Source organism: Priestia flexa (genome assembly GCF_021441905.1).
In the GTDB taxonomy this organism is placed as follows: Bacteria; Bacillota; Bacilli; order Bacillales; family Bacillaceae_H; genus Priestia; species Priestia flexa.
This window is the reverse complement of the sequence record NZ_CP090431.1, coordinates 3,550,119-3,576,318: the sequence shown is the minus strand read 5'-3', so window position 1 is coordinate 3,576,318 and position 26,200 is coordinate 3,550,119. Positions and strand designations below refer to the sequence as shown.

The 26,200-nt window shown below is 37.0% G+C and carries 24 protein-coding genes; 15 read left to right on the top strand and 9 right to left on the bottom strand.

The genetic code is table 11. The annotated features are described in order from the left end of the window. The first annotated feature begins 25 nt into the window (after positions 1–25). From murA to LZP85_RS18390, 8 genes are all read left to right on the top strand, one after another. Complete coding sequence (gene murA, locus LZP85_RS18425; protein ID WP_206782892.1) at positions 26–1,333, top strand: UDP-N-acetylglucosamine 1-carboxyvinyltransferase; 1,308 nt, start codon at positions 26–28, stop codon at positions 1,331–1,333. A gap of 155 nt (positions 1,334–1,488) precedes the next feature. After that, on the top strand, positions 1,489–2,520 hold the full coding sequence (gene spoIID, locus LZP85_RS18420; protein ID WP_025908767.1) for a stage II sporulation protein D: 1,032 nt from the start codon (positions 1,489–1,491) through the stop codon (positions 2,518–2,520). Between the two features lie 170 nt (positions 2,521–2,690). After that, the gene (locus LZP85_RS18415) at positions 2,691–3,557 is read left to right on the top strand and encodes a stage II sporulation protein SpoIIQ (protein WP_061785671.1); all 867 of its coding nucleotides are present in this window, start codon (positions 2,691–2,693) and stop codon (positions 3,555–3,557) included. 247 nt (positions 3,558–3,804) lie between these two features. Continuing rightward, on the top strand, positions 3,805–4,068 hold the full coding sequence (gene spoIIID, locus LZP85_RS18410; protein ID WP_025908769.1) for a sporulation transcriptional regulator SpoIIID: 264 nt from the start codon (positions 3,805–3,807) through the stop codon (positions 4,066–4,068). Positions 4,069–4,252: 184 nt separating this feature from the next. Beyond that, entirely contained in the window at positions 4,253–5,254 is a 1,002-nt protein-coding gene (mreB, locus tag LZP85_RS18405; RefSeq protein ID WP_206782893.1) for a rod shape-determining protein, read from the top strand. Between the two features lie 114 nt (positions 5,255–5,368). Further along, positions 5,369–6,184: a flagellar hook-basal body protein gene (locus LZP85_RS18400; RefSeq protein ID WP_234561860.1), complete on the top strand. Its 816-nt coding sequence runs from the start codon at positions 5,369–5,371 to the stop codon at positions 6,182–6,184. A 31-nt stretch (positions 6,185–6,215) separates the two neighbouring features. Then, positions 6,216–7,040: a flagellar hook-basal body protein gene (locus tag LZP85_RS18395; protein ID WP_234561858.1), complete on the top strand. Its 825-nt coding sequence runs from the start codon at positions 6,216–6,218 to the stop codon at positions 7,038–7,040. Positions 7,041–7,165: 125 nt separating this feature from the next. Then, on the top strand, positions 7,166–7,438 hold the full coding sequence (locus LZP85_RS18390) for a hypothetical protein (RefSeq protein WP_206782896.1): 273 nt from the start codon (positions 7,166–7,168) through the stop codon (positions 7,436–7,438). 33 nt (positions 7,439–7,471) lie between these two features. Here LZP85_RS18390 and LZP85_RS18385 read toward each other — a convergent pair whose 3' ends face one another. Beyond that, positions 7,472–7,894 carry a helix-turn-helix transcriptional regulator gene (locus tag LZP85_RS18385; RefSeq protein ID WP_025908774.1) on the bottom strand — a complete coding sequence of 141 codons (423 nt, stop codon included), beginning with the start codon at positions 7,892–7,894 and terminating at the stop codon, positions 7,472–7,474. Positions 7,895–8,361: 467 nt separating this feature from the next. Further along, positions 8,362–8,829, bottom strand: coding sequence for a YwpF family protein (locus LZP85_RS18380; protein ID WP_119543779.1), 468 nt, complete (start codon positions 8,827–8,829; stop codon positions 8,362–8,364). Positions 8,830–8,950: 121 nt separating this feature from the next. Here LZP85_RS18380 and ssb point away from each other — a divergent pair, with 121 nt between their 5' ends. Next, complete coding sequence (ssb, locus tag LZP85_RS18375) at positions 8,951–9,295, top strand: single-stranded DNA-binding protein (protein WP_025908776.1); 345 nt, start codon at positions 8,951–8,953, stop codon at positions 9,293–9,295. Positions 9,296–9,474: 179 nt separating this feature from the next. On the opposite strand, the gene LZP85_RS18370 is transcribed toward ssb, so the two are convergent. From LZP85_RS18370 to LZP85_RS18360, 3 genes are all read right to left on the bottom strand, one after another. Next, positions 9,475–10,542, bottom strand: a complete 1,068-nt coding sequence (locus LZP85_RS18370) for a C40 family peptidase (RefSeq protein ID WP_119543777.1) — start codon at positions 10,540–10,542, stop codon at positions 9,475–9,477. Positions 10,543–10,707: 165 nt separating this feature from the next. After that, entirely contained in the window at positions 10,708–13,317 is a 2,610-nt protein-coding gene (locus LZP85_RS18365; protein WP_407681858.1) for a DEAD/DEAH box helicase, read from the bottom strand. Beyond that, the gene (locus LZP85_RS18360; protein ID WP_234561854.1) at positions 13,310–14,872 is read right to left on the bottom strand and encodes a hypothetical protein; all 1,563 of its coding nucleotides are present in this window, start codon (positions 14,870–14,872) and stop codon (positions 13,310–13,312) included. Before LZP85_RS18360 ends, LZP85_RS18365 begins: the two co-directional genes overlap by 8 nt. A 118-nt stretch (positions 14,873–14,990) precedes the next feature. On the opposite strand from LZP85_RS18360, the gene galU reads away from it, so the two are divergent. The 3 genes from galU to LZP85_RS18345 all read left to right on the top strand — a co-directional run bounded on the left by galU (position 14,991) and on the right by LZP85_RS18345 (position 18,187). Beyond that, a complete protein-coding gene (gene galU / locus LZP85_RS18355; protein ID WP_234561852.1) occupies positions 14,991–15,863 on the top strand; it encodes a UTP--glucose-1-phosphate uridylyltransferase GalU in 873 nt (290 codons plus the stop codon). Between the two features lie 238 nt (positions 15,864–16,101). Continuing rightward, positions 16,102–17,385, top strand: coding sequence for a nucleotide sugar dehydrogenase (locus tag LZP85_RS18350; RefSeq protein WP_025908781.1), 1,284 nt, complete (start codon positions 16,102–16,104; stop codon positions 17,383–17,385). A gap of 94 nt (positions 17,386–17,479) precedes the next feature. After that, positions 17,480–18,187, top strand: coding sequence for a WecB/TagA/CpsF family glycosyltransferase (locus tag LZP85_RS18345; protein WP_025908782.1), 708 nt, complete (start codon positions 17,480–17,482; stop codon positions 18,185–18,187). Between the two features lie 41 nt (positions 18,188–18,228). Here LZP85_RS18345 and LZP85_RS18340 read toward each other — a convergent pair whose 3' ends face one another. After that, the gene (locus tag LZP85_RS18340; protein ID WP_242529567.1) at positions 18,229–19,740 is read right to left on the bottom strand and encodes a flotillin lipid rafts scaffold protein FloT; all 1,512 of its coding nucleotides are present in this window, start codon (positions 19,738–19,740) and stop codon (positions 18,229–18,231) included. Between the two features lie 17 nt (positions 19,741–19,757). Then, the gene (locus LZP85_RS18335; protein WP_234561850.1) at positions 19,758–20,303 is read right to left on the bottom strand and encodes an NfeD family membrane protein; all 546 of its coding nucleotides are present in this window, start codon (positions 20,301–20,303) and stop codon (positions 19,758–19,760) included. A 455-nt stretch (positions 20,304–20,758) separates the two neighbouring features. Here LZP85_RS18335 and LZP85_RS18330 point away from each other — a divergent pair, with 455 nt between their 5' ends. Continuing rightward, positions 20,759–21,808 carry a glycosyltransferase family 4 protein gene (locus tag LZP85_RS18330; RefSeq protein WP_119543768.1) on the top strand — a complete coding sequence of 350 codons (1,050 nt, stop codon included), beginning with the start codon at positions 20,759–20,761 and terminating at the stop codon, positions 21,806–21,808. A 33-nt stretch (positions 21,809–21,841) separates the two neighbouring features. Here the strand turns inward: LZP85_RS18330 and LZP85_RS18325 are convergent, their stop codons facing one another. Together LZP85_RS18325 and LZP85_RS18320 are read right to left on the bottom strand one after the other, a co-directional pair. Then, complete coding sequence (locus tag LZP85_RS18325; RefSeq protein WP_206782901.1) at positions 21,842–22,834, bottom strand: LCP family protein; 993 nt, start codon at positions 22,832–22,834, stop codon at positions 21,842–21,844. Positions 22,835–23,014: 180 nt separating this feature from the next. Next, positions 23,015–23,647, bottom strand: a complete 633-nt coding sequence (locus tag LZP85_RS18320; protein ID WP_025908787.1) for a YigZ family protein — start codon at positions 23,645–23,647, stop codon at positions 23,015–23,017. A 567-nt stretch (positions 23,648–24,214) separates the two neighbouring features. Between LZP85_RS18320 and LZP85_RS18315 the strand changes: the two genes are divergently transcribed. Beyond that, a complete protein-coding gene (locus tag LZP85_RS18315) occupies positions 24,215–25,363 on the top strand; it encodes a sensor histidine kinase (protein WP_061786282.1) in 1,149 nt (382 codons plus the stop codon). Positions 25,364–25,432: 69 nt separating this feature from the next. Beyond that, positions 25,433–26,116 carry a response regulator gene (locus LZP85_RS18310; RefSeq protein WP_025908789.1) on the top strand — a complete coding sequence of 228 codons (684 nt, stop codon included), beginning with the start codon at positions 25,433–25,435 and terminating at the stop codon, positions 26,114–26,116. Positions 26,117–26,200 lie beyond the last annotated feature (84 nt).

Here is a 26,200-nt window from a genome sequence, read left to right as displayed (position 1 = left end):
GAAAATGGACGCGGAGGGGAATACCTTGGAAAAAATCATCGTCCGCGGTGGAAATAGATTAAACGGTACAGTAAAAGTAGAAGGTGCAAAGAATGCCGTTTTACCTATTATCACTGCAACATTATTAGCTAGTGATGGAAAAAGCATTTTAAATGATGTACCAGCTCTCTCCGATGTATTTACGATTGGCGAAGTTTTAAGACATCTGAATGCAGAAGTGGATTTTGAAACAAATCGTGTAGTTGTAGATGCATCAAGAGAATTAGAAACAGATGCACCTTTTGAGTATGTAAGAAAAATGCGAGCATCTGTATTAGTAATGGGTTCTTTATTAGCCCGTACTGGTAAAGCGCGTGTTGCATTACCAGGTGGATGTGCAATTGGTTCTCGTCCAATTGATCAGCACCTTAAAGGCTTTGAAGCAATGGGAGCAAAAGTTACGGTTGGAAACGGCTTTATCTATGCTGAAGTTGAAGGAAGATTACAAGGTGCAAAGATTTATTTAGATTTCCCAAGTGTAGGTGCTACTGAAAATATCATGATGGCAGCAACGCTTGCTGAAGGTACAACAATTATTGAAAACGTAGCAAAAGAGCCTGAAATTGTAGATTTAGCAAACTTCTTAAATGCGATGGGCGCGAAAGTACGTGGGGCTGGAACTGGTACAATCCGAATTGAAGGTGTTAACAAATTATATGGTGCCGAACATTCAATTATTCCGGATCGCGTTGAAGCGGGTACGTTTATGGTAGCAGCGGCAATTACAGGTGGAGATGTGCTTGTACGCGGTGCTGTATCTGAACATTTGAGCTCGTTGGTAGCGAAGATGGAAGAAATGGGTGTCAAGATTATTGAAGAAGGCGATGGACTGCGTGTTATTGGGCCAGAGAAATTAAAGCCTGTTGATATTAAAACGATGCCACATCCTGGCTTCCCAACAGATATGCAATCTCAAATGATGGCATTATTATTAGCAGCTGAAGGCACAAGTATGATTACAGAAACAGTTTTCGAAAATCGCTTTATGCATGTCGAAGAGTTTCGTCGTATGAATGCAGATATTAAAATTGAAGGTCGTTCTGTTATTATTAATGGTCCTTCAAAATTACAAGGCGCAGAAGTGGCAGCAACGGATTTACGTGCAGCAGCAGCGTTAACGCTTGCTGGCTTAGTAGCTGATGGCTATACGCGCGTTACTGAATTAAAGCATCTAGATCGTGGCTATGTGAACTTCCACCAAAAGCTAGCAGGATTAGGTGCTGATATTGAACGTGTAAATGATAAAACGCATCAAGTTGAAATATCGCAACAAGTATCTGATGTAAATATGTAAAAAAAAAGTATCTCGCTTTGTCGAGATACTTTTTTTTATGGACAAATTTAGAAAAGGTTTTGGAGTGTCATAAAAGCTTGTCCCTATCCATAAATATGAACTATAAGGATTGTTGAGTTCCTTGATAAATTCATAGATATGGAGGCTCTGTATACATGAAGCAAATAAAGCCAATGATTATTCTAGCAGCGATCTTCTTTCTCGTCATTCTTTTAATTCCAACTTTATTGGTGATACCTTTTATTGAAAAGGAAAGCGAGCCATTAACGAATGAAGAGAATAAAAAAGCGGAGCAGTCTGAGGTACAAAAATCACCTGGCTCACAGTTAGATGTTGATGTGGGCGTATACCGCTCTCAGTCAGAGCAGGTAGAGACACTACCTCTAGAAGAGTACCTAGTGGGCGTGGTAGCGGCTGAAATGCCTGCAGAATTTGAATTGGAAGCATTAAAAGCGCAAAGTCTAGCAGCACGCACTTACACTGTTCAAAAGCTTATGAATAGAGCAAATGCGGGCTTACCAGAAGGTGCAGACATTACGGATACTGTTAACGATCAAGTATATTTAAGTGAAAAAGAATTAAAGAAGCATTGGGGAAAAGAATATGAGTGGAAAATCAAAAAAGTGAAAGAAGCGGTTAAAAAAACGCAAGGACAAATCTTGACGTATAACAATAAGCCCATTGATGCCACGTTCTTTTCAACTAGCAATGGCTATACAGAAAACTCAGAGTCGGTGTGGTCAAATTCTATTCCTTATTTAAAGAGCGTAGAGAGTCATTGGGATACGAAATCACCTAAGTTTAAAAATGAAAAGATGATGTCTATTTCAGAGTTTGAACAGAAACTAGGCGTCAATATTTCACAGTCTACTGATATAGGTGATATTATTTCAAAAACGCCTGGAAAAAGAGTAGACTATGTGAAGGTTGGCGATAAAAAGATAGCTGGGACTGTGGTGCGTAATAAACTAAACCTGTCTTCAGCTGATTTTACATGGAAACGTGAAAATGATCATATTGTCATTGAAACCAAGGGGTATGGACATGGGATTGGTATGAGTCAATACGGTGCTAACGGTATGGCTATGGAGGGTAAATCTTATAAAGATATTGTGACACATTATTATACAGGAGTAGCAATTGCAGGTTCAGACCAGTATGTTGCACAGTTAACAGCTAAAAAATAAACAGTAAAGTTTACTTTAGGCAAAAATCTAGAGTAAGCTTTTTTTTTAGGGGAAATAAATCACTGTGTGTATATTTTTAAAACCTTTGTCGAAAAATAATCGAAAAAAACTTTTAGGTTGTGTATATATTCTTAAAATTGTGTTCAAACTGATTGCTGAGGTGATGATACATGAGAGAGGAAGAAAAGAAACGTACTTCTCAACAATCAAAGGTTCACAAACTTTTTAGAAAGCGTTGGATTTTTCCAGCAATCTATCTGGCAAGCGCAGCAATTATCCTTACAGCCGTTCTTTGGTTTCAAGCGAATGGAAATAATAACCTAAGCGAAGATGCTAAAGATCGTTATGGACAAGATGGAACTGCATATACAGAAGATGCCATGGAAGTAAACGCATCGCTTGAGAATTTAAAAATGCCACTTGTAAATGATAAGGATGCTGTTGTAAAGAAACCATTTTACGATGATCAAGCATCAAAGAAACAACAAGAAGCAGCACTCGTATTTTATAATAATACGTATCACCCAAACACAGGCGTTGATTTAGCTATAGAAGGTGATAAATCATTTGATGTAACAGCAGCAGCAAGTGGAACTGTTACAAAAGCAGAAAAAGACCCGTTACTTGGATTTGTAATTGAAGTGGATCACAAAGATGGACTTGTTACCCAATATCAATCTTTAGATGAAGCAACTGTTGAAGTAGGAGATGTTGTGAAACAAGGTCAAGTACTTGCCAAAGCTGGAAAGAACTTATACAACCAGGAAGCGAATAACCATGTTCACTTTGAAATTCGCAAAGATGGTGTTGCTATAAACCCTAGCGATTACTTTGGTAAATCAGTCGCTTCTATTAAAGAAGTGAAAGCTGCTGAGGTTACAGAACAACAACCTACTACAGCTGAAGAACCATTAAAAGATGAAGAAACATCAAAGGATAAAGAAGAGTCAAAGCAGGAAGATAAAACTGGTGACGAAGCACCTAAAGCTCCTGAAAATAAAGAGCAATCAGCAGATGAATCAAAATCAAATGCATAATATAAACCACTAGAAGCCTTCCTTCTCTTAAGTTCAATTCTGGATTAAGAGAAGGAGGTTTTTTCTCTATTTTTTAATAAAATAGATGAAATTTTTAAAAAAATAAAATAAATCACTTGTCCCTCTTGACTTTTATAGCATATATCTTCGTATAAGCTAATACACTGTTACAAACCTACAAAGAGAATGGTGGAAAAATATAGAATTTTTTCATCATCTCACATCCAATTTAGGGAGGGCGAGTAGAGTGCACGATTACATCAAAGAGAGAACTATCAAGATTGGGAAGTATATCGTGGAAACTAAAAAGACCGTTCGTGTAATTGCGAAAGAGTTTGGAGTTTCTAAAAGTACTGTCCATAAAGATTTAACAGAAAGATTACCTGAAATAAACCCTGAACTAGCAAATGAAGTAAAAGAAATACTTGATTATCATAAATCAATTCGACATCTGCGTGGAGGGGAAGCAACAAAATTAAAATACAAAAAAGAAGAAGAAATTGTAAAGTAGCACGATTCCCCTTTACTATCAAAGAAACAGGGTAGGAAAGGGGAATTTATATTGGTTAAAAAAGTAAAAAAAGAAAATTTTTTATTAATAAATACATACATATACAATTTGTGATAAAATAGTAAATTAGGAAAAAAGAATGGTATGCATGCAATTATATGTAAACTGAAGGAGGATTTAAGGTATGTTAGCAAAAGACATCGGTATCGACCTTGGTACGGCTAACGTCTTAATTCATGTAAAAGGCAAAGGAATCGTATTGAATGAACCGTCGGTTGTAGCAATCGATAAAAATACAAATAAAGTGTTAGCAGTTGGAGAAGAAGCACGTCAAATGGTTGGGCGTACACCTAGTAATATTGTAGCAATTCGTCCGCTTAAAGATGGTGTAATCGCAGATTTTGATATTACAGAATCTATGTTGAAATACTTCATTAATAAACTAAATGTGAAAGGTTTTTTATCAAAACCTCGTATTTTAATTTGCTGTCCTACGAACATTACATCTGTAGAACAAAAGGCAATACGTGAAGCAGCAGAGAAAAGTGGCGGTAAAACAATCTATTTAGAAGAAGAGCCAAAAGTAGCAGCCATTGGTGCGGGAATGGATATCTTTCAACCAAGCGGTAATATGGTAGTAGATATCGGTGGTGGAACAACTGATGTGGCTGTTTTATCAATGGGTGATATTGTAACAGCTTCGTCTATTAAAATGGCTGGAGATCGTTTTGATGCTGAAATTTTACAATATATAAAAAACAAATATAAGCTGTTAATTGGTGAGAGAACAGCTGAAGAAATTAAGGTGAAAATTGGAACGGTTTTCCCTGACTCAAGAGAAGAAGAACTTGATATTAGAGGTCGAGATATGGTGTCAGGCCTTCCTCGCACGGTTACAGTAAAATCTCATGAAGTAGAGGAAGCGCTAAGAGAATCTGTTAGCGTCATTGTACAAGCATCAAAAAGTGTTTTAGAACGTACACCTCCAGAGCTTTCTGCCGATATTATAGATAGAGGTGTTATCTTAACAGGCGGAGGAGCTTTACTACACGGTATAGATCAGCTGCTAGCAGAAGAACTAAAAGTTCCCGTACTGATTGCTGAGAATCCAATGGATTGTGTTGCAGTTGGTACAGGTATCATGCTAGACAATATCGATCGACTTTCTCGCCGAAGTATTATTTAATAATGAAACTCTTATCATACGCTTTTTCTGAAAAGCATAAATAAGATGATAACTCCTCTTTGTAAAGTATTACAAGGGGAGTTTTATTATTTCGAAAAGTGTGAGGTGGACAAGTTGTTTAAAGGCTTTTATACAGCGACAGCAGGGATGCTATCCCAGCAGCGAAGAACGGATATGCTTACAAATAATATTGCGAATGCAAATACTCCCGGCTTTAAGGAAGATCAAGGAGTCATTCGAGCGTTTCCAGAGATGTTACTGCAGCGTATCGAAGAGCAGCAAAACGGAAAAAGCGTAACTCGCTCTCAAGAGAATATTGGGAGCTTAAATACAGGAGTATACTTACAAGAAACGGTTCCTAATTTTGTGCAAGGAGATGTCCAGCAAACTGATTACCAAACAGATCTAGCTCTGTTACAAACGAGCGTGCCAGACAAGGAAGGTGGCTTATTTTTTGCAGTACAAAGCTCTGAAGGTAACCTTTCTTATACCCGAAATGGTAACTTTACAGTAGACCTGGCAGGATTCTTAACCACTAATAATGGTGAATATGTGCTCAATACAAATAATGAACCAATTAACGTCCAAAATGAGGAATTCAAAGTAGATAATCAAGGCAACGTAACGGTTAACGGTGAAGTAGCGGGGCAATTAAATATTGTTTATGCTAACTCAATGGAAACAGTAATTAAAACAGGAAACGGAATATATCAAACTGAAAACGGTCAGCCGTTGCCTTCAGCTGTTGGAAACGGTGAAGCTTCTTATGACATTAAACAAGGCTTTGTGGAGCGCTCTAATGTAAATATGTCACAAACTATGACGGAACTACTTACTGCTTATCGTACATTCGAAGCAAATCAAAAAGTGATGCAAGCTTACGACCGTAGTATGGAAAAAGCAGCCAACGAAATTGGTAAAGTAAGATAAGCAATGTACTAAACAATTGGAGGAATAATATGTGAATCGCTCGATGATTAATGCTACAAACACAATGACTCAATTACAACAGCGTTTAGATTTAGTTGGAAGCAACTTAGCAAACATAAATACAGTTGGTTACAAAAAGCGTGATGCATCATTTAGTGATATGTTGTATCAACAAATTAATAATCAATCGGATGAAGCAAGCGAACAAGGAAGAAAGACACCGCTTGGCATTCGTCAAGGGGCAGGAGCGCTTCTTAGTCAAACGAAACTTGTTACCACACAGGGCTCGCTTCAAGAAACAGGGCGACAATTAGATGTTGCATTAACCAACCCAAATACTTTCTTTCAAGTGCAGAAGGATAATGATGGTACAGTAGAAACGTACTATACAAAGAACGGTTCCTTTCACCTTACACCACTTGGAAACGGAGAAGTACAGTTAGTGAACACAGATGGGAATCCAGTCTTAGATAGTGAAGGTAATACCATTTCCTTTAGTAGGGATTTTCGTGAGCTTCAAATCAATAAAGCTGGAGAATTAACCGTTGTTAGTAATGAAGGGAATGAGATCTTTGCTCTTGGCTTAACTCGAGTAAATCGTCCCCAGTCACTAGAGGCAGTGGGCTCATCTTTATTTAGGGTTCCAAATACCCTAAATCAAGAAAATGGCGTACAAAATTTACAGGGTGATGAACGTGCCGGAGCCGGTATTCAACAAGGGTTTTTGGAACAATCGAATGTTGATATGAGCAAAGAAATAACGGATATGACATTGACCCAAAGAGCTTATCAGTTTAATTCCCAATCCATTTCAATTGCTGACCAAATGATGGGACTTGTAAACAGTATACGTTGATTATTCGTATTATTTTTGAATAAATTAGTAAATTTTACCTTATCTTTAAATTTGGTCATAAACTATACCTTCACGTGGCATTCTAAGTACGTAAACTTAATTTATGTAAAAGGAGAGTTGCTACGATGAAGAAAAAAATACTTATGGGCCTGGGCTCAGCTGTGTTTGCACTTACAACATTAGGAGCTTGTAATACACAAGACCCGCCACCAGAAGAAGAACAAATGGAAGAGCAAGAGCAAGAAAACATGCAAGAACAAGAGATGCAAGACGAAAATGATATGAACAACATGGATGATAACCAAAACCCAAACGATGATGAAAACAACGAGAATGACCAAGAAGACCCAGTAGAAGATATGAAGGATATGGAAGATAAAGATCGTAAAGATGAATAGAATGAGTGTAAACAAACATGTCAGCGCACGTTGTCATGTTTGTTTTTTGTTTGAAAGCGTATATAGGTACCGAAATAAAGGGGTGATGGTATTTAATAGCTCTTTTTGAGGTCCTTCTGGCAAAGCGTGCAGCTTTTGTAAAGCCTTTTTTAAATCAGGGTATTTTTGAAAGAGTATAAGTAGAGTGTGAACATCGCTGTCGTACACATGATAAGTAGCAGGTGAAGAGTTGAGTTTATGAGGTTGTTTAAGGTGAGGTGTAGATTCCAAAAACTCATCGAGATTGATTTTGAAATGACTTTTAAGCAAAAGGCAGTCTGCTATATCGGGGTATTGAATGGAAGTTTCCCATTTTGAAACTTTGGAGCGAGAAATATTCAGTAATTTTGCAAACTGGTCTTGAGTCAAACCTGCATTAGCACGAAGCATCTTAATCTTAACAGCAATTTCTAACATAAGTACCACTTCTTTCTTCATATAGATTGTGTTCGGAATTAGGTCTAAAGGCATAAAAAACGGGTAATATTCGAACTTAATTAAAAAAATACAATAAAATTACAGAAAATTCAAGATAATATTCGTGTATTTTTAAATTAAATGAAATGAGATAGGAATTTATGAAGGAAAAAGCGGTGAAAAAAATAAAGAAAAACTGATAAGAAAAAAGGTGAAGAAAAAGTTGTTGAATCATGGTAAAAAATGTATTAGTATACATAATACAAACGAGAAAGGAGTAGAGAAATGACGAAATATTACTTGAAACGTAATCAAATTAATCATCGCAAAAGAAAGAGCGGCCGGACAAATGATTTACCTTTATTTCTGGGCAAGCGAGAGTTTAAGCCCATTAACCCTTTACCCTCCAACCATAACCTTCACCGTATGACTCAACACCCTTTTAAATAATACAAACTTTTTATTCTTCACGTATTTTTTATATTTTCTTTTTCATCAGCAGGAAGAGGTTTTGTACTTCGGTTTTTATTATGAAGCTGATATTTAAATTGTGTTAATAAATCAGAGCCTGTTAAACCTTGTTCGATAAGGTTAGCCAGAATCATTTCAGCAAAGTGTAGTTTTCTTTCAAGTAATGTACCTTTCATTAATACGCTTATTTGCTTATCGTTAATTGCTTTTACTGAAACCACTTGAACAGAAAACAAAGCGGGGTCATTGGTTGGTTTTGAGATAAGCGCTTCAATTTGTACAGGTTGGTGATCTTTTAGTGGAAGCTCAAATAAATTTGTAAACTGCTGGTCAATGACAGCTTCGAGAATCCAATGGTTGTCTGTGTCTTCTTTATTAATAATTAACCCTTTGTTTAATTCTAAGTTATGTTTTTCTCCTTCATGATCAATTAGTTGTAGGCCGACTAATCGAAATGTTTTCATGCGAAAGTTTCCTCCTTTAACAAATATGTTATTCGTATATCACTATTATAACATGAGGTATAAGAATATTCTTATTATTCAACCTTTTGGTTGTGTAGAAATCGAAGAAAGAGGTGGTCAATTGATTAATGAAGTAGTGCTAGTAGGGCGTTTGACACGAGTTCCTGAACTGAAATATACATCCGAAGGAATTCCTTTTTCCCATATTACAGTAGCTGTGAACAGAAACTTTCGTAACCAGGAAGGAGAAGTGGAAGCTGATTTTGTATCAATTACGTTATGGAGAAAAAACGCTGAAAACATGACGAAATACTGCGATAAGGGATCGATTATAGGAGTCGTAGGACGTGTGCAAACGCGTACGTTTGAAAACAATTTGCAGCAGCGTGTTTATGTGACAGATATTATCGCAGAATACGTTCGGTTTTTAAGCGGTAAGCCTTCCTCACCTGAAAATCAGCCATGATGCTTTTCGGTAATATACGCTAAGAGTAATTGTTTCATCATCTCTTTTACCTTAGATCAGAAAAATTTACTTTCCTCTCTTTATTATAATCCCCACTTTACCATTGAACTCCCATCAATGGTTCTTTTTTGTGAAAAACCCCCTCTAGCTGCATATAACAGATAGAGGGGGTTTGACTTTTATTTTGAGAAACGCTTCGCTCCTAGATAACGCTTGCTCCAATAGCTATTATCTAAGCTCGAAATAGTTACTCCTGTTGAAGAACCAGCATGAATGAACTGGCGATTTCCTAAGTAAATTCCTAGATGTGAAGGTCCCGGCGCATATGTAGTAAAGAACACCAAATCTCCAGGCTGTGGCTGACTCACAGACTTTGAAGCATTCCAAAAGCCCATTGTTGTATAGCGAGGCATTGACACTTGTTGTTTCATTACATAGTAAATAAATCCACTGCAGTCAAAGCCAGATGGTGTTGTACCACCCCATTTATAAGGAACACCCATATATTTTTTCGCATCAGTAATCATTTTAGAAATGTTTAGCTGTCCATTAGTTGGCGTTGTAGTTGGAGGAGTTCCAGCATTTGGTGTAGATGGTGCTGCCCCAGATGTAGTTACTTTTAAGACCTGATTTACATAAATAATATCAGATTTTAAGTTATTTGCTGTTTTAAGAGCAGAGACGCTCATCTTAAACTGAGCTGCAATCTTAGAAAGCGTGTCACCTTGCTGAACTTTGTATGTACCATTTGTTGAAACCGTAGGTGTTTGTGGCTTCGTCACTTCCGGTTTAGGGTTGGAAGGTGTAGCTTGTCCACTCACCTTTAATTTTTGGTTGACATAAATAACGTTTGATGAAAGTGAGTTCAAACGTTTTAAATCTGAAACACTCATTTTAAATTTAGCTGCAATTTTATAAAGCGTATCACCACTTTGTACTGTGTAAGTAGAAGCAGTGTTTGGCGTAGCAGGTGTTGGCTTTGCTGTGTCAACAGGCTTCGCAGGCTCTGCTGGTTTTGATGCACTAGACGAAATCACGAGTGTTTGTCCTACATGAATAACATCTGATTTTAGGTTGTTTTGAGTCTTTAAGTTTTGTACACTTGTTTGATATTTAGTAGCTATCGACCACAAAGTATCCCCTGTCTTTACCTGAACAGAAGTAGAAGCAGCGTCAGCAGATGTGTGGAAGAGTGCAATTCCTCCTAATATTGTTCCTAGAGACAGGACGATTTGCTTTTTTTTCACCAATAAGTCCCCCTTAATATATGAATCTTTTAGACTATTTTCGACTTGCTTTTATCATAATCTAAAAAAAAAGAAGAAGTAAAGGGTATTTTGTCACACAAAACACCTTTTTTTCTTCTTCAAGCCTTGAATTTAATACGGAGATAGCTTTTTCTTTATTTCTTATTAATTGTATTGAAGCAATTCTTGGAGTTCTTGCTGTGACAATTCTGTGATCCACTTGTCGTTTTGAACCAACTGTTCACTTAGCGCGTATTTTTTCGTCATCATATCATCAATTTTTTCTTCAATTGTCCCTAAGGAAAGGAGCTTATGGATATGGACAAATTTTTGTTGGCCAATTCGATATACGCGATCCGTCGCTTGATTTTCGACTGCTGGGTTCCACCAACGGTCAAAGTGAATAACGTGATTTGCAGCCGTTAGGTTCAAACCAACTCCACCTGACCGTAATGATAGGATGAAAATGGAATGTTGACCAGATTGAAAGGATGCTACCATGTCGTCACGCTCTGCTTTTGATAAGCCACCGTGTAAGAATAATACGTCTTCTTTTAAAGCTCTTTTCAAGGTGCGTTTTAGCATGTTACCTGTTTCAAGGTATTGAGTAAATATTAAGCAGCTTTCGTTTTGTAGTTTAATTTGCTTCAGTAGCTCAACTGTCTTTTCAAGCTTAGGTGATCGAGTAATCGTTTGTTTATTAATGGGCTCTTTTAGCAACAAAGCAGGGTGGTTACAAAGTAGTTTGAGCTTTGTTAGAAGTTGAAGCACTTGACCGCTTCGCTCAATCCCTTTTTGTTCTTTAAGGCTGTTAAGAGTCGAATGAACAAGCTCTTCGTACAGCACTTTTTGTTCAGCTGTCAACTCAATATGCACTTTCTCTTCTTGTTTATCAGGTAGGTCTAAAGCAATTTTTTTATCTAATTTAGTACGCCTTAATAAAATGGGAGAAAGCAGTGCTTTTAGCTGCTCTGCTTTTTTTAGATTTTGTTCTTTTTCAATTGGAATAACAAATTCTTTCTTGAACCTGTCTAAGCTATCTAAATAACCAGGATTCAGGAAGTCAACAATAGACCACAGCTCTGTTAATCGATTTTCAATTGGTGTACCTGTCAGAGCGAATCGATGAGTTGTATTCAGTTTCTTAACTGCTTTTGCCTGTTTGGTATGAGGGTTTTTAATATGTTGAGCTTCGTCTAAACATATCGTATCCCACGCTCTCGTTTGAAAAAGCTCAGGTTCTTGAGCAACCAGTTGATAAGTTGTAATGATTAGATCATAAGCACTTGCTTCATCTGGGCTTGTTGTATTTTCTGCCGATAGTCGATTTCTACCATAGTGAGTATACACTTTTAGATAAGGTGCAAATTTATCGAGTTCTTTCTCCCAATTCCCAATCAGTGAGGTTGGACAAATAAGTAAAAATGGTTTTTGTGCAGAGCTTAGTTCATTTGCCTTTGTAAAATAACTAATTAATTGAATCGTCTTACCAAGCCCCATGTCGTCTGCTAGTAAGCCGCCTAGTCCTATTTTACGCAGGTGTAATAGCCAGTTTAATCCTACCTGCTGATACTGGCGCAGTCTTCCGTTAAATGCAGAAGAAAGCCTTATAGATGGAAGCGTGTGAGCTTGTTTTAATTGACTTACAATTGATTGAGAGTATGAATTTAAATGATATTCAATAGAAACGTTATTGCAATCACTATCAAATGAAAATGGCTGGTTTAGGTGAGCGCGTAATACTTGATATATACTAACGCCTCGCTGCTGCGCTTCTTTTAACAGTTTTTTCGCTTTCTTGATGAGCATACTGTCTACATGTATCCATTGCCCATCTAATTTTAGCAGCTGTTTTTTCTTTTTAATTAGCTCGTTTAGTTCTTTTTCCGTTAACGTATGTGAATCGATGGAAACAGACCATTTAAAGTTTGTTAGAGCTTCAATGCCAAATGCGGAAGTTTGATTATCTTCATGGACAGCTTGCACTTGAATTTGGCCTTTTTTAATTTCTTTCCACCAGCTAGGTAGCTGCATATGTACACCTTTTTGAAGTAATTCATTGCTTTCCTTGGTTAAAAAGTTCCATAGCTCTTCATCAGATAACGTAGGTAACTTTCCTGATAAAGCATTTCGTAAAGTAGGTGATAAGTGCTTAATTCGTTGAACCTCATATAAAATTGTTTTTCCATTTTTATATTCATGGATCATTTCATCTCGAATAAGAAAAGGGTCTTGATCGCTATCTGTCGGAATTGCTACTAGCTGAATTTCCCAAACAGACCCTTCAGATAATGGCTCTTCAAATCGTACGGATACGGTATAGTCACTTTGAGGATAAGGGATATTAGCTTCCTCGAGCAGCTGGTAAGTATGATTGAGAAAGAGAAATTCAAGCACGTTTTTTTCCCAAGTTGAATCGTTATTTTCTAATAAAGATTGTTTTAATGTATCGACTGTTAGTAGATTCTCTTTTAGCTTTAAAGCTTTATCAAGGTATTCCCGCGCTTCTTTTGAAAACGTTGGCTTTAATAAGTGTCCTTTGTCAATGGACAAAAAGAATGTGAAACCATCCCATGCTGACAATAAAATACCACTCTTGCTGTCCAGCTCAAAAGGAGATAGAGTTGTACCGTAATAAGAAGAAGAATGCCATAAAAACAATGAATTTTTCCATTTAGTTGGCTGTAGGAGCTTTTGGTTTCTGTCGGTGCAGTATACAAACAGCTTATCTTCGTATTCTTCAATATGGAGTGTTAGTTCAAATAAATCAAACATCAGCATGAAGCCCTCTTTCTTTTAGTAGCTTTTGAAATAAGGATAGTGATTTTGTTTCACCATGTAAATAGTGCATATAACGATGAAACAGCTCTTCTTTACTTGTTTTTATGTGAATTTCTTTTAGCTTTAGTAAATAATCGCATGCAAGTGCGTAGCTCGTTTTTTTACGTTCTAAAATAAAGTGACGAATAATTTGATGTAGGATTGGAATCGCATAATCTGCACGCTGTTGAATAACATATTCAGCTATTTCGCTTGCTTGTTCGGCGTCATCAAAGTCTAACAGTACTTGAAGCTCCATCCATTCTTTTAAATGCCCCTTGTTATGTAGGTACTGGCTATATTCAATAAAGCTATACGGTAGTAACAGCTGAAGGCACTTGATATAAGGGCCCTCCTCTTTAATGAGCAGTGCATATTGTTTAAACAGGTTAACTAAGATTGAAACCATGTTTCGACTTCCTTGATAAGTAGACGGAACGGTTCGTACGTATTCACCCATCATAGCTGAAAGGTAGTTTATCCATATTGATAAGCGCTTTGTATCTTTTTGAGAAAGAAGCTCCTTTATCCACGATATAAAGTAAGGAAGCTTTGCTAAATCATCTGGCTTTAGAGCAGAAATCGCTTCTTCATCTTTCTTTTTTAAAAATAATAAATAGCTGCGAGCGATTGCTGTATGAACAGAGGTAACAGATTCAAGAGCCCTTAATTCTTTTCCAATCCATTCTTCATCATTTAATACATTTGCCCATACCACTTCATATAACTTCATCAGCTCATATTGTAATGAGTCACTTTCATCTAATAATAAGCGAATAAACGGTAAGCTACTTTCAATAAGGGCCTTCGTAGTAGGAGGAATGGAACTTAGCACCTTGATTTTAGCTAATTCACTTACTTTATTGGTTAGCTTATAAAGGTGGACATATAAAAAGGATTCTTTCGTATTAGCTGAGAGCTGAATTTGCTTTAGCTCATTATTAAATTGTAAGATAGCATATAGACCGCCATATAAAAGAAAAAGATTTCGTAAGGTCGGTTCAGCTGGAGCTATTTTTGGTAATGATATAAAAAATTCATCGTATAGATTTTGAAAAATAGACAGGTTCTTGGTGGATTGTGCTTGCGAAAATTGCTCGTATGCTGTATCAAGTTGATCGATCCACGCTTTAAAAGAATAGTGGTTAGAAAGAGAAGAACGCTTTTTTTGCTGGATAAATAAGTTTTTTGCCTCTGCGCTTCTCCATTCTTCAAATAGCGTTGTTAGCGGCTCATATTGGGCATAGAGAAAGAAAACCAAAGCAAATTGATGTTGGCAAAAATCAGCGTCATTGCATGTACACGAGCTGTTGAGTAAGTTATTTTTATCAATTGTTGTGGTAAATCCATCTACGCGGTTAGAGATGGTCTCTGCGTCTTGCTTTAGGTCATCGATTGAAATCTGTCTATATAATTGGAGCCCATCAGCAGCTTTTGCTTTATAGATTGAATTGTTGTAGGGAAGAGTAGAAATAAAATTTGATTTTAATTTATAAATAAATTCGGTCATTTGACTCGTCCTTTCAAAATGGAAGCGATGTAGAATTTCGTGACAGTTATAATAAGGTTATTATAAAATACATTTATATGAATTGTAACAACCATGGATTTAATGGGAGGTAAATGAAATGACAGTACGTAAAGCAATCATACCAGCTGCGGGATTAGGAACACGATTTTTACCTGCAACGAAAGCGCAACCAAAAGAAATGTTACCGATTGTTGATAAGCCAACGATTCAATATATCATTGAAGAAGCAGTAGCTTCTGGTATTGAAGATATTTTAATTATTAGCGGTCGCGGCAAACGTGCAATTGAAGATCACTTTGATAAATCATATGAGCTAGAAGAAACGTTAGCGGCTAAAGAAAAATGGGATATGCTTAAAGAAATCCAAGAGATTTCAAGCCTAGCCAATATTCATTACATTCGCCAAAAGGAACCAAAGGGGTTAGGGCACGCGATTAACTGTGCAAGAAGCTTTATAGGTAATGAACCTTTTGCTGTTTTACTGGGTGATGATATTGTACAATCAGACAAGCCTTGCTTAAAGCAGCTTATGGATGTTTATGAAGAGCACCAGTGTACGGTAGTAGGTGTGCAGGAAGTGCCTCGTCAAGAAACGAATAAATATGGAATTATTGGGATTGAAGAGTCAATACAGGACGATGTATTTGAAGTGAATACGTTAGTAGAAAAGCCAAATCCGGCTGATGCACCTTCTACGTACGCAATTATGGGAAGATACATTTTAACACCTGAAATCTTTGATATTTTAAGTCAAGAAAAAATTGGTGCTGGCGGAGAAGTACAGTTGACAGATGCGATTTTACAACTAAACGAATCTCAACGTGTATTAGCTCACTATTTCCAAGGTAACCGCTATGATGTAGGAGATAAGTTTGGCTTTATTAAGGCTACAGTGGACTTTGGTTTACAAAGAGATGAGCTGAAAGAAAAACTAATGGACTACTTTCAAATAATTGTAAAAGATAAATAATTATAGTAGAAGAACTAGCGCACTGTAACTAGTGCGTTAGTTCTTTTGGTTTAGAAAAAAACTGAAAAAGATAAATCGTTTGTTCGGTGATGAACAAAACAAAACTGATGCATAATATAAATAAGAAGACAATTTGAATGGTGTTTTTATATAAAAGCTATCATGATGCAACAATTTTCGATATAATATCATGTAGGTTTCATTTATAAAGTATGTCATATAAAGGAGATTTTCTGTAATGGCAAAAAAATTATGTGTAGTTGGCTTAGGGTATATTGGTTTACCGACAGCCGTTATGTTTGCAAATCATGGTTTACAAGTTCACGGCGTTGACGTAAACGAGCATGCAGTCAACTTAATTAAAAATAAACAGCTTCATATAGAAGAGAATGGACTACAAGAGCGCTTAGAAGAAGCAGTCGATAAAGGTCTATTCACAGTTAGTACAACACCTGAAGAAGCGGATGTATTCATTATTGCAGTGCCTTCGCCAATTAATAATGATAAAACAGCTAATTTAAACTATGTAAGAGAAGCAACAAAGTCAATCGTTCCTTATGTTCGTAAAGGGAATCTTGTTATTTTAGAATCAACGGTTCCTCCTCGTACAGTGGAGGACGTGATGCTACCCGTTTTAAAAGAAACAGGACTAGCGTTTGGAACAGAATTATTCGTGTCTCATTCACCTGAGCGCGTTATTCCAGGTAAAGTATTTGAAGAACTGGTAAATAACGATCGTATTGTGGGTGGAATTAACGAAGAATCAAGTCGTTTAACAGTAGAATTATATAAAGTATTCGTAAAAGGAAATATTCACGTAACGGATGCTACAACGGCTGAAATGGTCAAGGTTATCGAAAACACGTACCGTGATGTGAACATTGCTTTCGCAAATGAGTTAGCTAAAATTAGTGAAAAGCTCGGTGTCAATGCTTGGGAAGCGATTAAGTTAGCGAACTATCATCCACGTGTAAATATCCATTTACCAGGGCCAGGTGTAGGAGGACACTGTATCGCAGTTGATCCATGGTTCTTAACAGAGCTACAGCCTGAGCTGGCGAAAATTATCTCTCTTTCTCGTCAAACAAATGATTCAATGCCAGAATACACGGCGCTAAAAGCAAAAAGTATTCTTGATGCAAAAGGCATTCAGCACGGTCGCGTTGCGGTATTAGGTCTAGCGTTTAAAGGAAACATTGATGATATGCGTGAAAGTCCATCAACGGATGTATTAGCACATTTAGATAAGCTAAATGTTGATTACACAGCGTTCGATCCACATATTAAAGAAAATAAAATTGAAAAGCAAACACAGGACTTAGAAGAAGCTGTAACTCATGCAGACTTAATCTTAATCCTAACAGACCACAACGAATTTAAAGAAATGCTTCCATCTGCAGTTGAAGACAAAATGCGTACCAAAGCTATCTTTGATACAAAAAATTGTATTCAACGTGATGCATGGAAAAAAGCAGGATTTGACGTTGTGTTATTAGGTGATTCTAAAGTTTCTACGATATAAGTATAATAAGGGTAATGATAATGAAAGACGGGCTGTAGCCTGTCTTTCATTACGAACGAACACAAAATTTTAGTATCTTTAAATAGGTGATTTGATGAAAGAAAATATCTTAGGTGTAGATGTATGTCACGACACGTATGATGAATTAGCAGCAAAGCTAATGGAAGATATTAATCAACGGAACACTTCGTTTATTGTAGCCATTAATCCAGAAAAAATTATGAAAGCTCAAGAAGACGAGGAGCTACGTACGTTGTTAAATAAAGCAACATACCAAATTCCAGACGGTATCGGTGTTATTTTGGCTTCTAAGCTTCGTAAAGGCAAAATACGCGAGCGTGTAACGGGAATTGATATGATGATGAAGCTTTGTGAAACAGCTACTGTAGAAGGGAAGCGAATCTTCTTGTATGGTGCCAAGCCAGGCATAGCCAGAGAGGCGAAAGTCAAGTTAGAAGAGAAGTTTCCTGGTATTCAAATTGTTGGCGTGCTTGATGGATATGAAAAAGACAAGCAGGTAATTGAAACAACTATTAATGAATCAAAAGCAGATATCGTTTTTGTTGCATTAGGAAGTCCAGCTCAAGAAAACTGGATTCTAGCGAACAAAGATCATCTATACCCTTCAGTGTACCAAGGAGTAGGAGGATCGTTTGATGTGATTTCTGGTCGTTTAAACCGTGCTCCAGAAGTTTTTCAACGATTTGGGTTAGAATGGTTGTATCGTTTAATAAAAGAGCCATGGCGTTTGAAAAGACAACTAGCACTACCAAAGTTCTTACTTAAAGCGCTAAAAGGATAACAAAAAGGAGAGCCCCCTGCAACGGGAGGCTCTCCTTTTTGTTACGCTTCTTTTTTATCTTTGATTTCTTCTGTTAACTGATCTAAGCTGTGACGAACGTTTCCTTTACCAGAAAAGTTTTCAATCAGTTCTTTAACATCTAAACCGGATGAAGCTTTTAATGATTCCTGTAAAGTAGACATTAGGTTGGTAGCATAGCCAGTTACTTTATTGGCGCCTCCACTTTCACCCGAGCTACCTGTATCGACAACTGTAATCTTATCAATATTAGATAAAGGTGCAGCAACTTGCTTCGCATATTCTGGAAGCATTTTGATAATCATATCCAAGATAGCTGCTTGACCGAACTGTTCAAATGCTTCTGCTACTTTTTGTTTTGCTTCCGCTTCTGCAAGACCTTTTAAGCGAATGATTTCAGCTTCTGATTCACCCTGAGCACGCTCAGCATCGGCTTTTGCAAGACCATCAACACGAACGCGTTCTGCTTCTGCTTTAGCCATTGTTTCAACACGATACTTATTTGCATCCGCTTCTGCAAGCTGTTTGGCTTTTTCAGCAGCAGCAGCCTGCTCAACTGCGTAGCGGTCCGCGTCGGCTTTCTTTTTAACTTCAGAATCGTATTGGCGTTCACGACGAAGAATTTCTTTTTCTTCTAATTCAATTTGTTTTTGACGCTCAATAATACGAATTTGCATTTCATGTTCTGTTACTTCTTGTTTTGCACGAGCTGTTTCTAAGTCGTATGCTTGGTCAGCACGAGCTTTTGCAATATCTTGTTCACGGCGGTATTCAGCCGTTTTTAATTGGTTCGCTTTTTCCGCTTCCGCAATTTCGGTATTTCTCTCTAGCTCAGCTTTTTGAGCATCCTTATGTGCTTCTGCGCGCTTGATTCTCGTTTCTTTTTCAGCCTCGGCAGTAGCGATGTCAGCATCACGTTTTACCTGAGCAATACGAGGCTTACCAAGCGACTCTAAGTATCCGTTTTTATCACGTACATCTTTGATTGTAAACGAGACGATAATAAGCCCCATTTTCGCTAAGTCTTGAGACGCAACGCGCTGTACTTCTTGTGAAAATTTCTCGCGGTTTTTATAAATTTCTTCTACAGTCATTGATCCCAAAATCGAGCGTAAATGTCCTTCAAGCACTTCACGTGCTTCCGTTTCACGATCTTCTTTGGCTTTACCTAAAAACTGTTCAGCTGCTGTAGCGATTTCTGATATAGAACCGCCTATTTTAATAATAGATACACCATCGGCCATCACGGGTACACCTTGTTCTGTATATACTTCAGGTGTTGATACTTCTAATTTACTTGATAATAAGCTTAATGGTTCAGCTTGTTGAAATACGGGTAATACGAATGTACCGCCACCTCGCACAATTTTAATTTTGTTTCCAGATTCGTCAACGTGAACATTTTTCGATCCTAAATAGCTACCTGTGACAATCAGTGCCTCATCAGGACCTGCAGTGCGATATTTGGTAATAAATACTCCAATTAATACAATTAATAAAAAGGCAACGATTCCAGCAATAATAAAAATGGACATAAATATCCTCCTCTTGGTTATGAATTTGACAGTGTATAGCTTGGGGGTTCGTAAGTAACAACAACCGCATTTCCGTTTTGAATCTCAACAATCAATACTTTGGTACCTGACAAAATTTCTTGATTTTTTAAGCTAATAGCTGGCTTTGAAATAGTACCACTTACATCTTTTATGACGACTTCACCGTATCCATCAATGGGAATAGGAATGATGAGCTCCCCAATTCGTCCTTGAAGAGATGACTCTGTAAAAGCAATTGATTCTTCAGCAGATGATAAAGGAATAAGAACAAAGATATTGAGTAGTGTTACGAGTAATAGAGCAATAATTGCAGATACAATCAGATTTAAAATACTGGAAAAAAGCTGTAGTTGTTCCAAGATATAACCGCTTGCACTGAAGACTGTAAAAAAGGAAAAAATGAGCGTAGGATTTAATCCAGGGATACCTTCAAATAATGCATCCAGTACGTCACCGAATAGAATGTATAAAAAGGTAAGGGTACCAAAACCAATTAGTGTGTAAAGATAAATTGTCTGAATAGGCACCGAGAGCAGTTCCAATTTGAAAACCTCCCTTCATTTGATTCTTATAAAAGGTAATACGCTCAGAAAATGGAAAAGTTTCATTTTTTATAAAAATAATAATATTTTTTCATCTTTTATCTTTAGATGCTGCAGTAAATAAGCAGTTGATTAATTCATCCATTCGAATGTTCGTATATTTGCAAAGACTGTTAAATACAATAGGTAGGGTGTTGGTTAGTAAGAGAAAGATAGAAGAAAAACATAAGAGTTTAGGTGTGTATTAAATGATAGATACATAGAGAGAGTTAGTTTAAGGTTTATGAAGACAAATTCTTATTTAAGTAGTAAAATCAATATGGTATAATCCAGTTTAGGAGAAAACTAGTCAAAAAATTTTGTCCAATAGCTCGCTCATATGTAATATTATCCAAATCTAAATAACAGTAACATTTACTGCGATTTTGGTTAACATAAACCTGAGGAGGGTCTACATGTTATATTTGACCTTGTTTATTTGTTTTATTTCGTCTATTTTAGTCACTCCGCTTGTTAAAAAATTAGCATTTAAAATAGGTGCAACAGATAAGCCAAATCAACGAAAAGTTCATCAAAAAATTATGCCTCGTCTTGGAGGATTAGCAATATTTATTAGTTTTTTAATCGGTTATTTTCTTTTACAACCAACTAGCCCTTACGCTTTAGCAATTATCATCGGAAGTTTCATTATCATTATTACGGGTGTGTTAGATGATATGATGGAGCTTTCAGCAAAAATTAAGCTAGGCGGTCAATTGCTTGCAGCGTTAATTGTGGTGGTATATGGCGGTGTACAAGTTCAGTATATCAACCTTCCTTTTAACGGTAGTCTTGAACTTGGCGTTTTGAGTATTCCTCTTACAATTATTTGGATTGTGGGGATCACAAATGCCATCAACTTAATTGACGGATTAGATGGTCTTGCAGCAGGAGTTTCCTCAATTGTATTAATTACAATTTCAGGAATGGCCATTATGATGAACGACGTGTTCGTAACGAGTATGGGCTTTATCCTGTTAGGAAGTACGCTTGGGTTCTTGCTTTATAATTTTCATCCAGCCAAAATCTTTATGGGAGATACAGGAGCACTTTTCTTAGGGTACATGATTTCGGTTTTATCTCTGTTAGGATTTAAAAATGTTACGTTAATTTCATTAATCGTTCCGGTTATTATCCTCGGTGTACCAATTTCAGATACGTTCTTTGCAATTATTCGCCGTATCGTTAAAAATCAGCCGCTTTCGGCTCCTGACAAGTCGCATCTGCATCACTGCCTGTTGCGCTTAGGATACAGCCATCGCCAAACTGTGCTAATTATTTACGGTATGAGTGCAATTTTTGGTTTAGCAGCCGTTATCTTTTCTCAGGTACAAACCATGTGGGGTTCGTTCCTAGTTCTCGCCATTTTAATTTTTGCAATTGAAATCATTGTGGAGAAAATTGGTCTGGTAGATAAAACATATCGACCACTACTCAATATGTTTCAAGCGCTACGATATAAATAAAAAAGCCTGTCGGCTCGAGCCGACAGGCTTTTTCTACTCCGTGCTTTCTTCGTCTAGACCTAAATGTTCGTGTAGCGTATCGCTTACTTCTTGAACGGCTATATCATCCAATTCATAATAATAAACGCCGTTAATTGTATCATCTGTCCCAGCAAGATTTAATGTTTCAATATCAATATTCTTCGAAGCGTAATCATAGAACGAAAGCATTTCGCCAAACATTAAGTTTGTTTTCATGTTGTCACCAACAGCTTCGATTAAGTTACCATACTTTGTCATAGAGCCAATTGACGATGCTTCCTTAGCGATGGCTTGCATAAGCTGCTGCTGTCGCTTACCTCGTTCAATGTCACTATCTTGTTTTCTTGTCCGTGCAATTGCTAGTGCTTCTTCACCGTTTAAGTGTTGTTTACCAGCTTTTAGTACAATGCCTTCATGATGATCACTAGAATCTTTTTCTTTTAAGTCGTAAGGTACATCAAATTCGATGCCTCCTAAAGAGTCAACAATCTCAGTGAAAGCTTGGAAATTAAGCTTTACATAGTAGTCTACGGGAACATCGAATAGCTCTTCAACCGTTTCGACCGTGGCTTTCGGTCCACCATATGCATGAGCATGCGTAATTTTATCTTTTTTGCTGACTTCTGGAATATATACGCGAGAGTCACGAGGGATACTCACAAGCTTCACCGTTTTCTCTTTTTCGTTTAGCGTCGCTAAAATTAGTGCATCTGTACGAGCAGATTTCCCGAAATTTCGCGATTCGCTGTCATCAACACCCATAAATAAAATGGAGATGTTATCTTTCTTAGGATCGATTTTTCGATCGCGCATCGGTGAAGAGTCACGATCTCCTAAGCTTTGAAATGAATCAGATGCAACGCTTTTTGCTTTAGCGAACAAATAAGAGCCGTACGCCGTAGCGGATAATCCAATGATTAAGATTGGCAGAAGAAAAAAAGAAAGCAATCTTCTTTTCCGCTTTTTTCGATTTACTCGTTTTTCAAAACGCCTATGCTGAGCCATATACGTTCTCCTTTAGTTTAGTAAGTTTTTACATATTTTTATTGTTTGTTGTTAGAATTCAAATTAAACGGAATGCGTTCAATATTACCTTATATTTTAGTAAGGAAAAGAACGACGCACTGTGGCATCAGTGCGCTGTCTTTTATTTTACAATGTTTTTAATTCACAGTAAATAATTCATTATATCTCTTCTTCTAAATAGGTCACTTCGCCTGCTGAAATGTCTGCTTGGCCGTTTGTAAGTTCCGTCATCCAAGCTGTAAACGCATCTTTTTGACTCTCTTCCACAAACGTATCCACGATTACGTTATCTGCATAATGAATTTCTTTCAAGACGTAAGGTGAATTGCGTAATTCATTTTCCAGCTTGCCAAGCCACGTATAATCAACTTTTGTATGCATGATTTGCATAAGTGTACGCTTTACGATACCAATGTTTGTGAGCCCTTCAGATACTGAGTTGCTATATGCACGAACGAGTCCGCCAGCCCCAAGCTTAATACCGCCGAAATAACGCGTTACTACCACAACAGTATCCTTTAGTTCTTTTCGCTTCAGCACTTCAAGCATTGGTACACCGGCAGTACCGCTAGGTTCACCATCATCATTGGCTTTTTGAAACTGATCGCGCTCTCCAATTAAATAAGCAGAACAGTTGTGGTTTGCGCTCCAATGTTCTTTCTTTATCTTTTGAATAAAGTCCTGTGCTTCTTTTTCTGTTGTTGCACGCTTTGCATGACAGATAAAGCGTGATTTTTGAATCACAATTTCATGTGCACCAGACTGTTTTACAGTATAATATTGAGGTAACAATGTAATAAAATGCCTCCTGTTTATATGATTTTATGTGTTTATTTTAAAAAAGTGGGTAATAGGTAATTAAAATTAAGAATAAAAGCAATTTTTTCTTATCTCACTTATTATAAAGCTTCAAAACTGATACATCAATTTGGAGCCTTGAATTGTTACAGTGTTGTAAAGTATTTATCAATGATAATGGACAAGCTAACTAAACCAAAAGTTTTAAAAAAATAATCACATAAATGTTACGAATGACATGTAATTGTTAAACGAAACAGGATGTTTGTCCCTGTTAATGGTGAGATAGAAATGGTAGTCTTTTGGAGTAGAGTGTATATCATGCATGAGAAAAGTAGTGAGCAAAGATGTACACCAAAAGAACTTATCCTATTCTAATATAAGAAAAACAAGAAGGTATCTCATATGTTTTTCTATAGCCATGCTGTCTCTATAGATGCTGTCTTAATCATGTAAACTGGAGCAGATCCAGATTTCCTCGCAATTCAAGTAAGTCGTACGAGAAAGCGTAATAACGTATTGGCATTTCTTCGAATGTGAGTGTAAGCTTGAGGTGAATAAATGTCAAAACATAAATTAACAAGTAAAATGTTAGATGAAATATTAGACAAAATCATTGGCACAGTTGGAAATAGTAAAGATGAAGTATATCGCTTATCTGAAAGTGCACGACAGGAATACGAAGAGATAAAAGAAGAATTAGAAGGTTTAAAAGCCAAAGTTTTGCAGGTTATTGAGCAAGGAGATCGCCTAGAGGCTCAGGCGCGTTTAGCACGAAAGCGCTTAGCTGAGGTAAGCAAGCATTTTCAAATTTATTCTGAGCCAGAGGTAAAAGATGCCTACGAAAAAGCTCATGAATTACAGACAAAACTTTTAATGAATCAGCAGTCAGAACATCAGCTTAGAAGCAGGCGAGATGAACTTGAACGTCGATTGATGTCGTTGGAAGAAACCATCAAGCGAGCAGATCATCTGGTGGGGCAGATTTCAGTGGTGTTAAACTATTTAACCAGCGATTTGAAGCAGGTTGGAGAAATTGTCGAAGATGCTATTCAAAAAGAATATTTTGGTTTTCGGATTATTGAAGCGCAAGAGGAAGAGCGTAAAAGGTTATCCCGTGAAATTCATGATGGTCCAGCGCAAATGCTAGCTAACGTGATGATGAGGTCGGAATTAATTGAACGTATTTACCGAGAGCGCAGTGCTCAGGAAGCGATGGATGAAATTCGAGATTTGCGCAAAATGGTGCGTTCAGCACTCTATGAAGTGCGAAGAATTATTTACGACTTAAGACCAATGGCATTGGATGATTTAGGATTAATTCCAACGCTTCGAAAATATTTAGATACAATTGAAGACTATAATGACGGTAAACCACGCATTACCTTCATTTCGATTGGACAAGAAAAACGTACTGCGTCAAAGCTGGAAGTAGCGCTATTTCGACTTGTACAAGAAGCTGTTACGAATGCCTTAAAGCATGCGGATGCCTCGGAAGTTCAAGTGAAAATTGAGTTTAATAATGAACAAGCAGTTTTACTTGTAAAAGATGATGGCTGTGGCTTTGATCAAAATCAAAAAAAAGAAAACTCATTTGGTTTAATTGGAATGAGAGAAAGAGTAGATTTGTTGGGTGGAAGCATTTCTGTTCATTCAAAATTAAACCAAGGTACGCTTGTTATGATTAAAGTACCGATTCTAAATAAATAATAAGAATACAATAACATCGAATTAATATAGTAAAAACTATTCATTGTTGGATTTGGGGAGGAACCAGATATGCAAACACGAATTGTCATCATTGATGACCATCAATTATTCCGTGAAGGAGTAAAACGTATTTTAGATTTTGAAAAAGATTTTGAAGTAGTAGCAGAAGGTGACGATGGTAACGAAGCGATTGGTCTTGTTGAAGAACATCAGCCTGACGTTGTAATCATGGATATCAACATGCCAGCTGTAAATGGTGTCGAAGCAACAAAGCAGCTAGTAGAGATGAACCCAGATACGAAAGTTATCATCTTATCGATTCATGATGATGAAACATATGTCACTCATGCACTTCAAACAGGAGCACGAGGCTACTTGTTAAAAGAAATGGATGCAGATGCATTAATTGAAGCTGTTAAAGTAGTAGCAGAGGGTGGATCTTACTTACATCCGAAGGTAACGCATAGCCTAGTAAAAGAATACCGTCGACTTGCAGCTCAAGGTCAATCATCTTCATATCCACATGAGCCAATTGAGATTCGCCGCCCGCTTCACTTACTAACTCGCCGCGAGTGTGAAGTACTGCAACTTTTAGCTGATGGAAAGAGTAACCGTGGAATTGGTGAAGCTCTATATATTAGTGAAAAAACAGTTAAAAACCACGTAAGTAATATTTTACAAAAGATGAACGTAAACGACCGTACGCAAGCAGTTGTTGTAGCAATTAAAAACGGCTGGGTAGAGGTACGATAACAAAGAAAGCTCCGCATACATTTGTATGCGGAGCTTTTTTAGGTGAAAAGACATATGAAAAGCACAAAAAAGTAGCCGATACAT

Bases quoted from the DNA above. Each gene is read 5' to 3' on its own strand.
- LZP85_RS18315 (WP_061786282.1), top strand. From the start codon at position 24,215: ATGTCAAAACATAAATTAACAAGTAAAATGTTAGATGAAATATTAGAC.
- LZP85_RS18310 (WP_025908789.1), top strand. From the start codon at position 25,433: ATGCAAACACGAATTGTCATCATTGATGACCATCAATTATTCCGTGAA.
- LZP85_RS18390 (WP_206782896.1), top strand. From the start codon at position 7,166: ATGAAGAAAAAAATACTTATGGGCCTGGGCTCAGCTGTGTTTGCACTT.
- LZP85_RS18385 (WP_025908774.1), bottom strand. From the start codon at position 7,894: ATGTTAGAAATTGCTGTTAAGATTAAGATGCTTCGTGCTAATGCAGGT.
- spoIID (WP_025908767.1), top strand. From the start codon at position 1,489: ATGAAGCAAATAAAGCCAATGATTATTCTAGCAGCGATCTTCTTTCTC.
- LZP85_RS18340 (WP_242529567.1), bottom strand. From the start codon at position 19,740: ATGTCCATTTTTATTATTGCTGGAATCGTTGCCTTTTTATTAATTGTA.
- LZP85_RS18380 (WP_119543779.1), bottom strand. From the start codon at position 8,829: ATGAAAACATTTCGATTAGTCGGCCTACAACTAATTGATCATGAAGGA.
- LZP85_RS18350 (WP_025908781.1), top strand. From the start codon at position 16,102: ATGGCAAAAAAATTATGTGTAGTTGGCTTAGGGTATATTGGTTTACCG.
- LZP85_RS18360 (WP_234561854.1), bottom strand. From the start codon at position 14,872: ATGACCGAATTTATTTATAAATTAAAATCAAATTTTATTTCTACTCTT.
- LZP85_RS18365 (WP_407681858.1), bottom strand. From the start codon at position 13,317: ATGTTTGATTTATTTGAACTAACACTCCATATTGAAGAATACGAAGAT.
- LZP85_RS18415 (WP_061785671.1), top strand. From the start codon at position 2,691: ATGAGAGAGGAAGAAAAGAAACGTACTTCTCAACAATCAAAGGTTCAC.
- LZP85_RS18325 (WP_206782901.1), bottom strand. From the start codon at position 22,834: ATGGCTCAGCATAGGCGTTTTGAAAAACGAGTAAATCGAAAAAAGCGG.
- LZP85_RS18330 (WP_119543768.1), top strand. From the start codon at position 20,759: ATGTTATATTTGACCTTGTTTATTTGTTTTATTTCGTCTATTTTAGTC.
- LZP85_RS18345 (WP_025908782.1), top strand. From the start codon at position 17,480: ATGAAAGAAAATATCTTAGGTGTAGATGTATGTCACGACACGTATGAT.
- mreB (WP_206782893.1), top strand. From the start codon at position 4,253: ATGTTAGCAAAAGACATCGGTATCGACCTTGGTACGGCTAACGTCTTA.
- galU (WP_234561852.1), top strand. From the start codon at position 14,991: ATGACAGTACGTAAAGCAATCATACCAGCTGCGGGATTAGGAACACGA.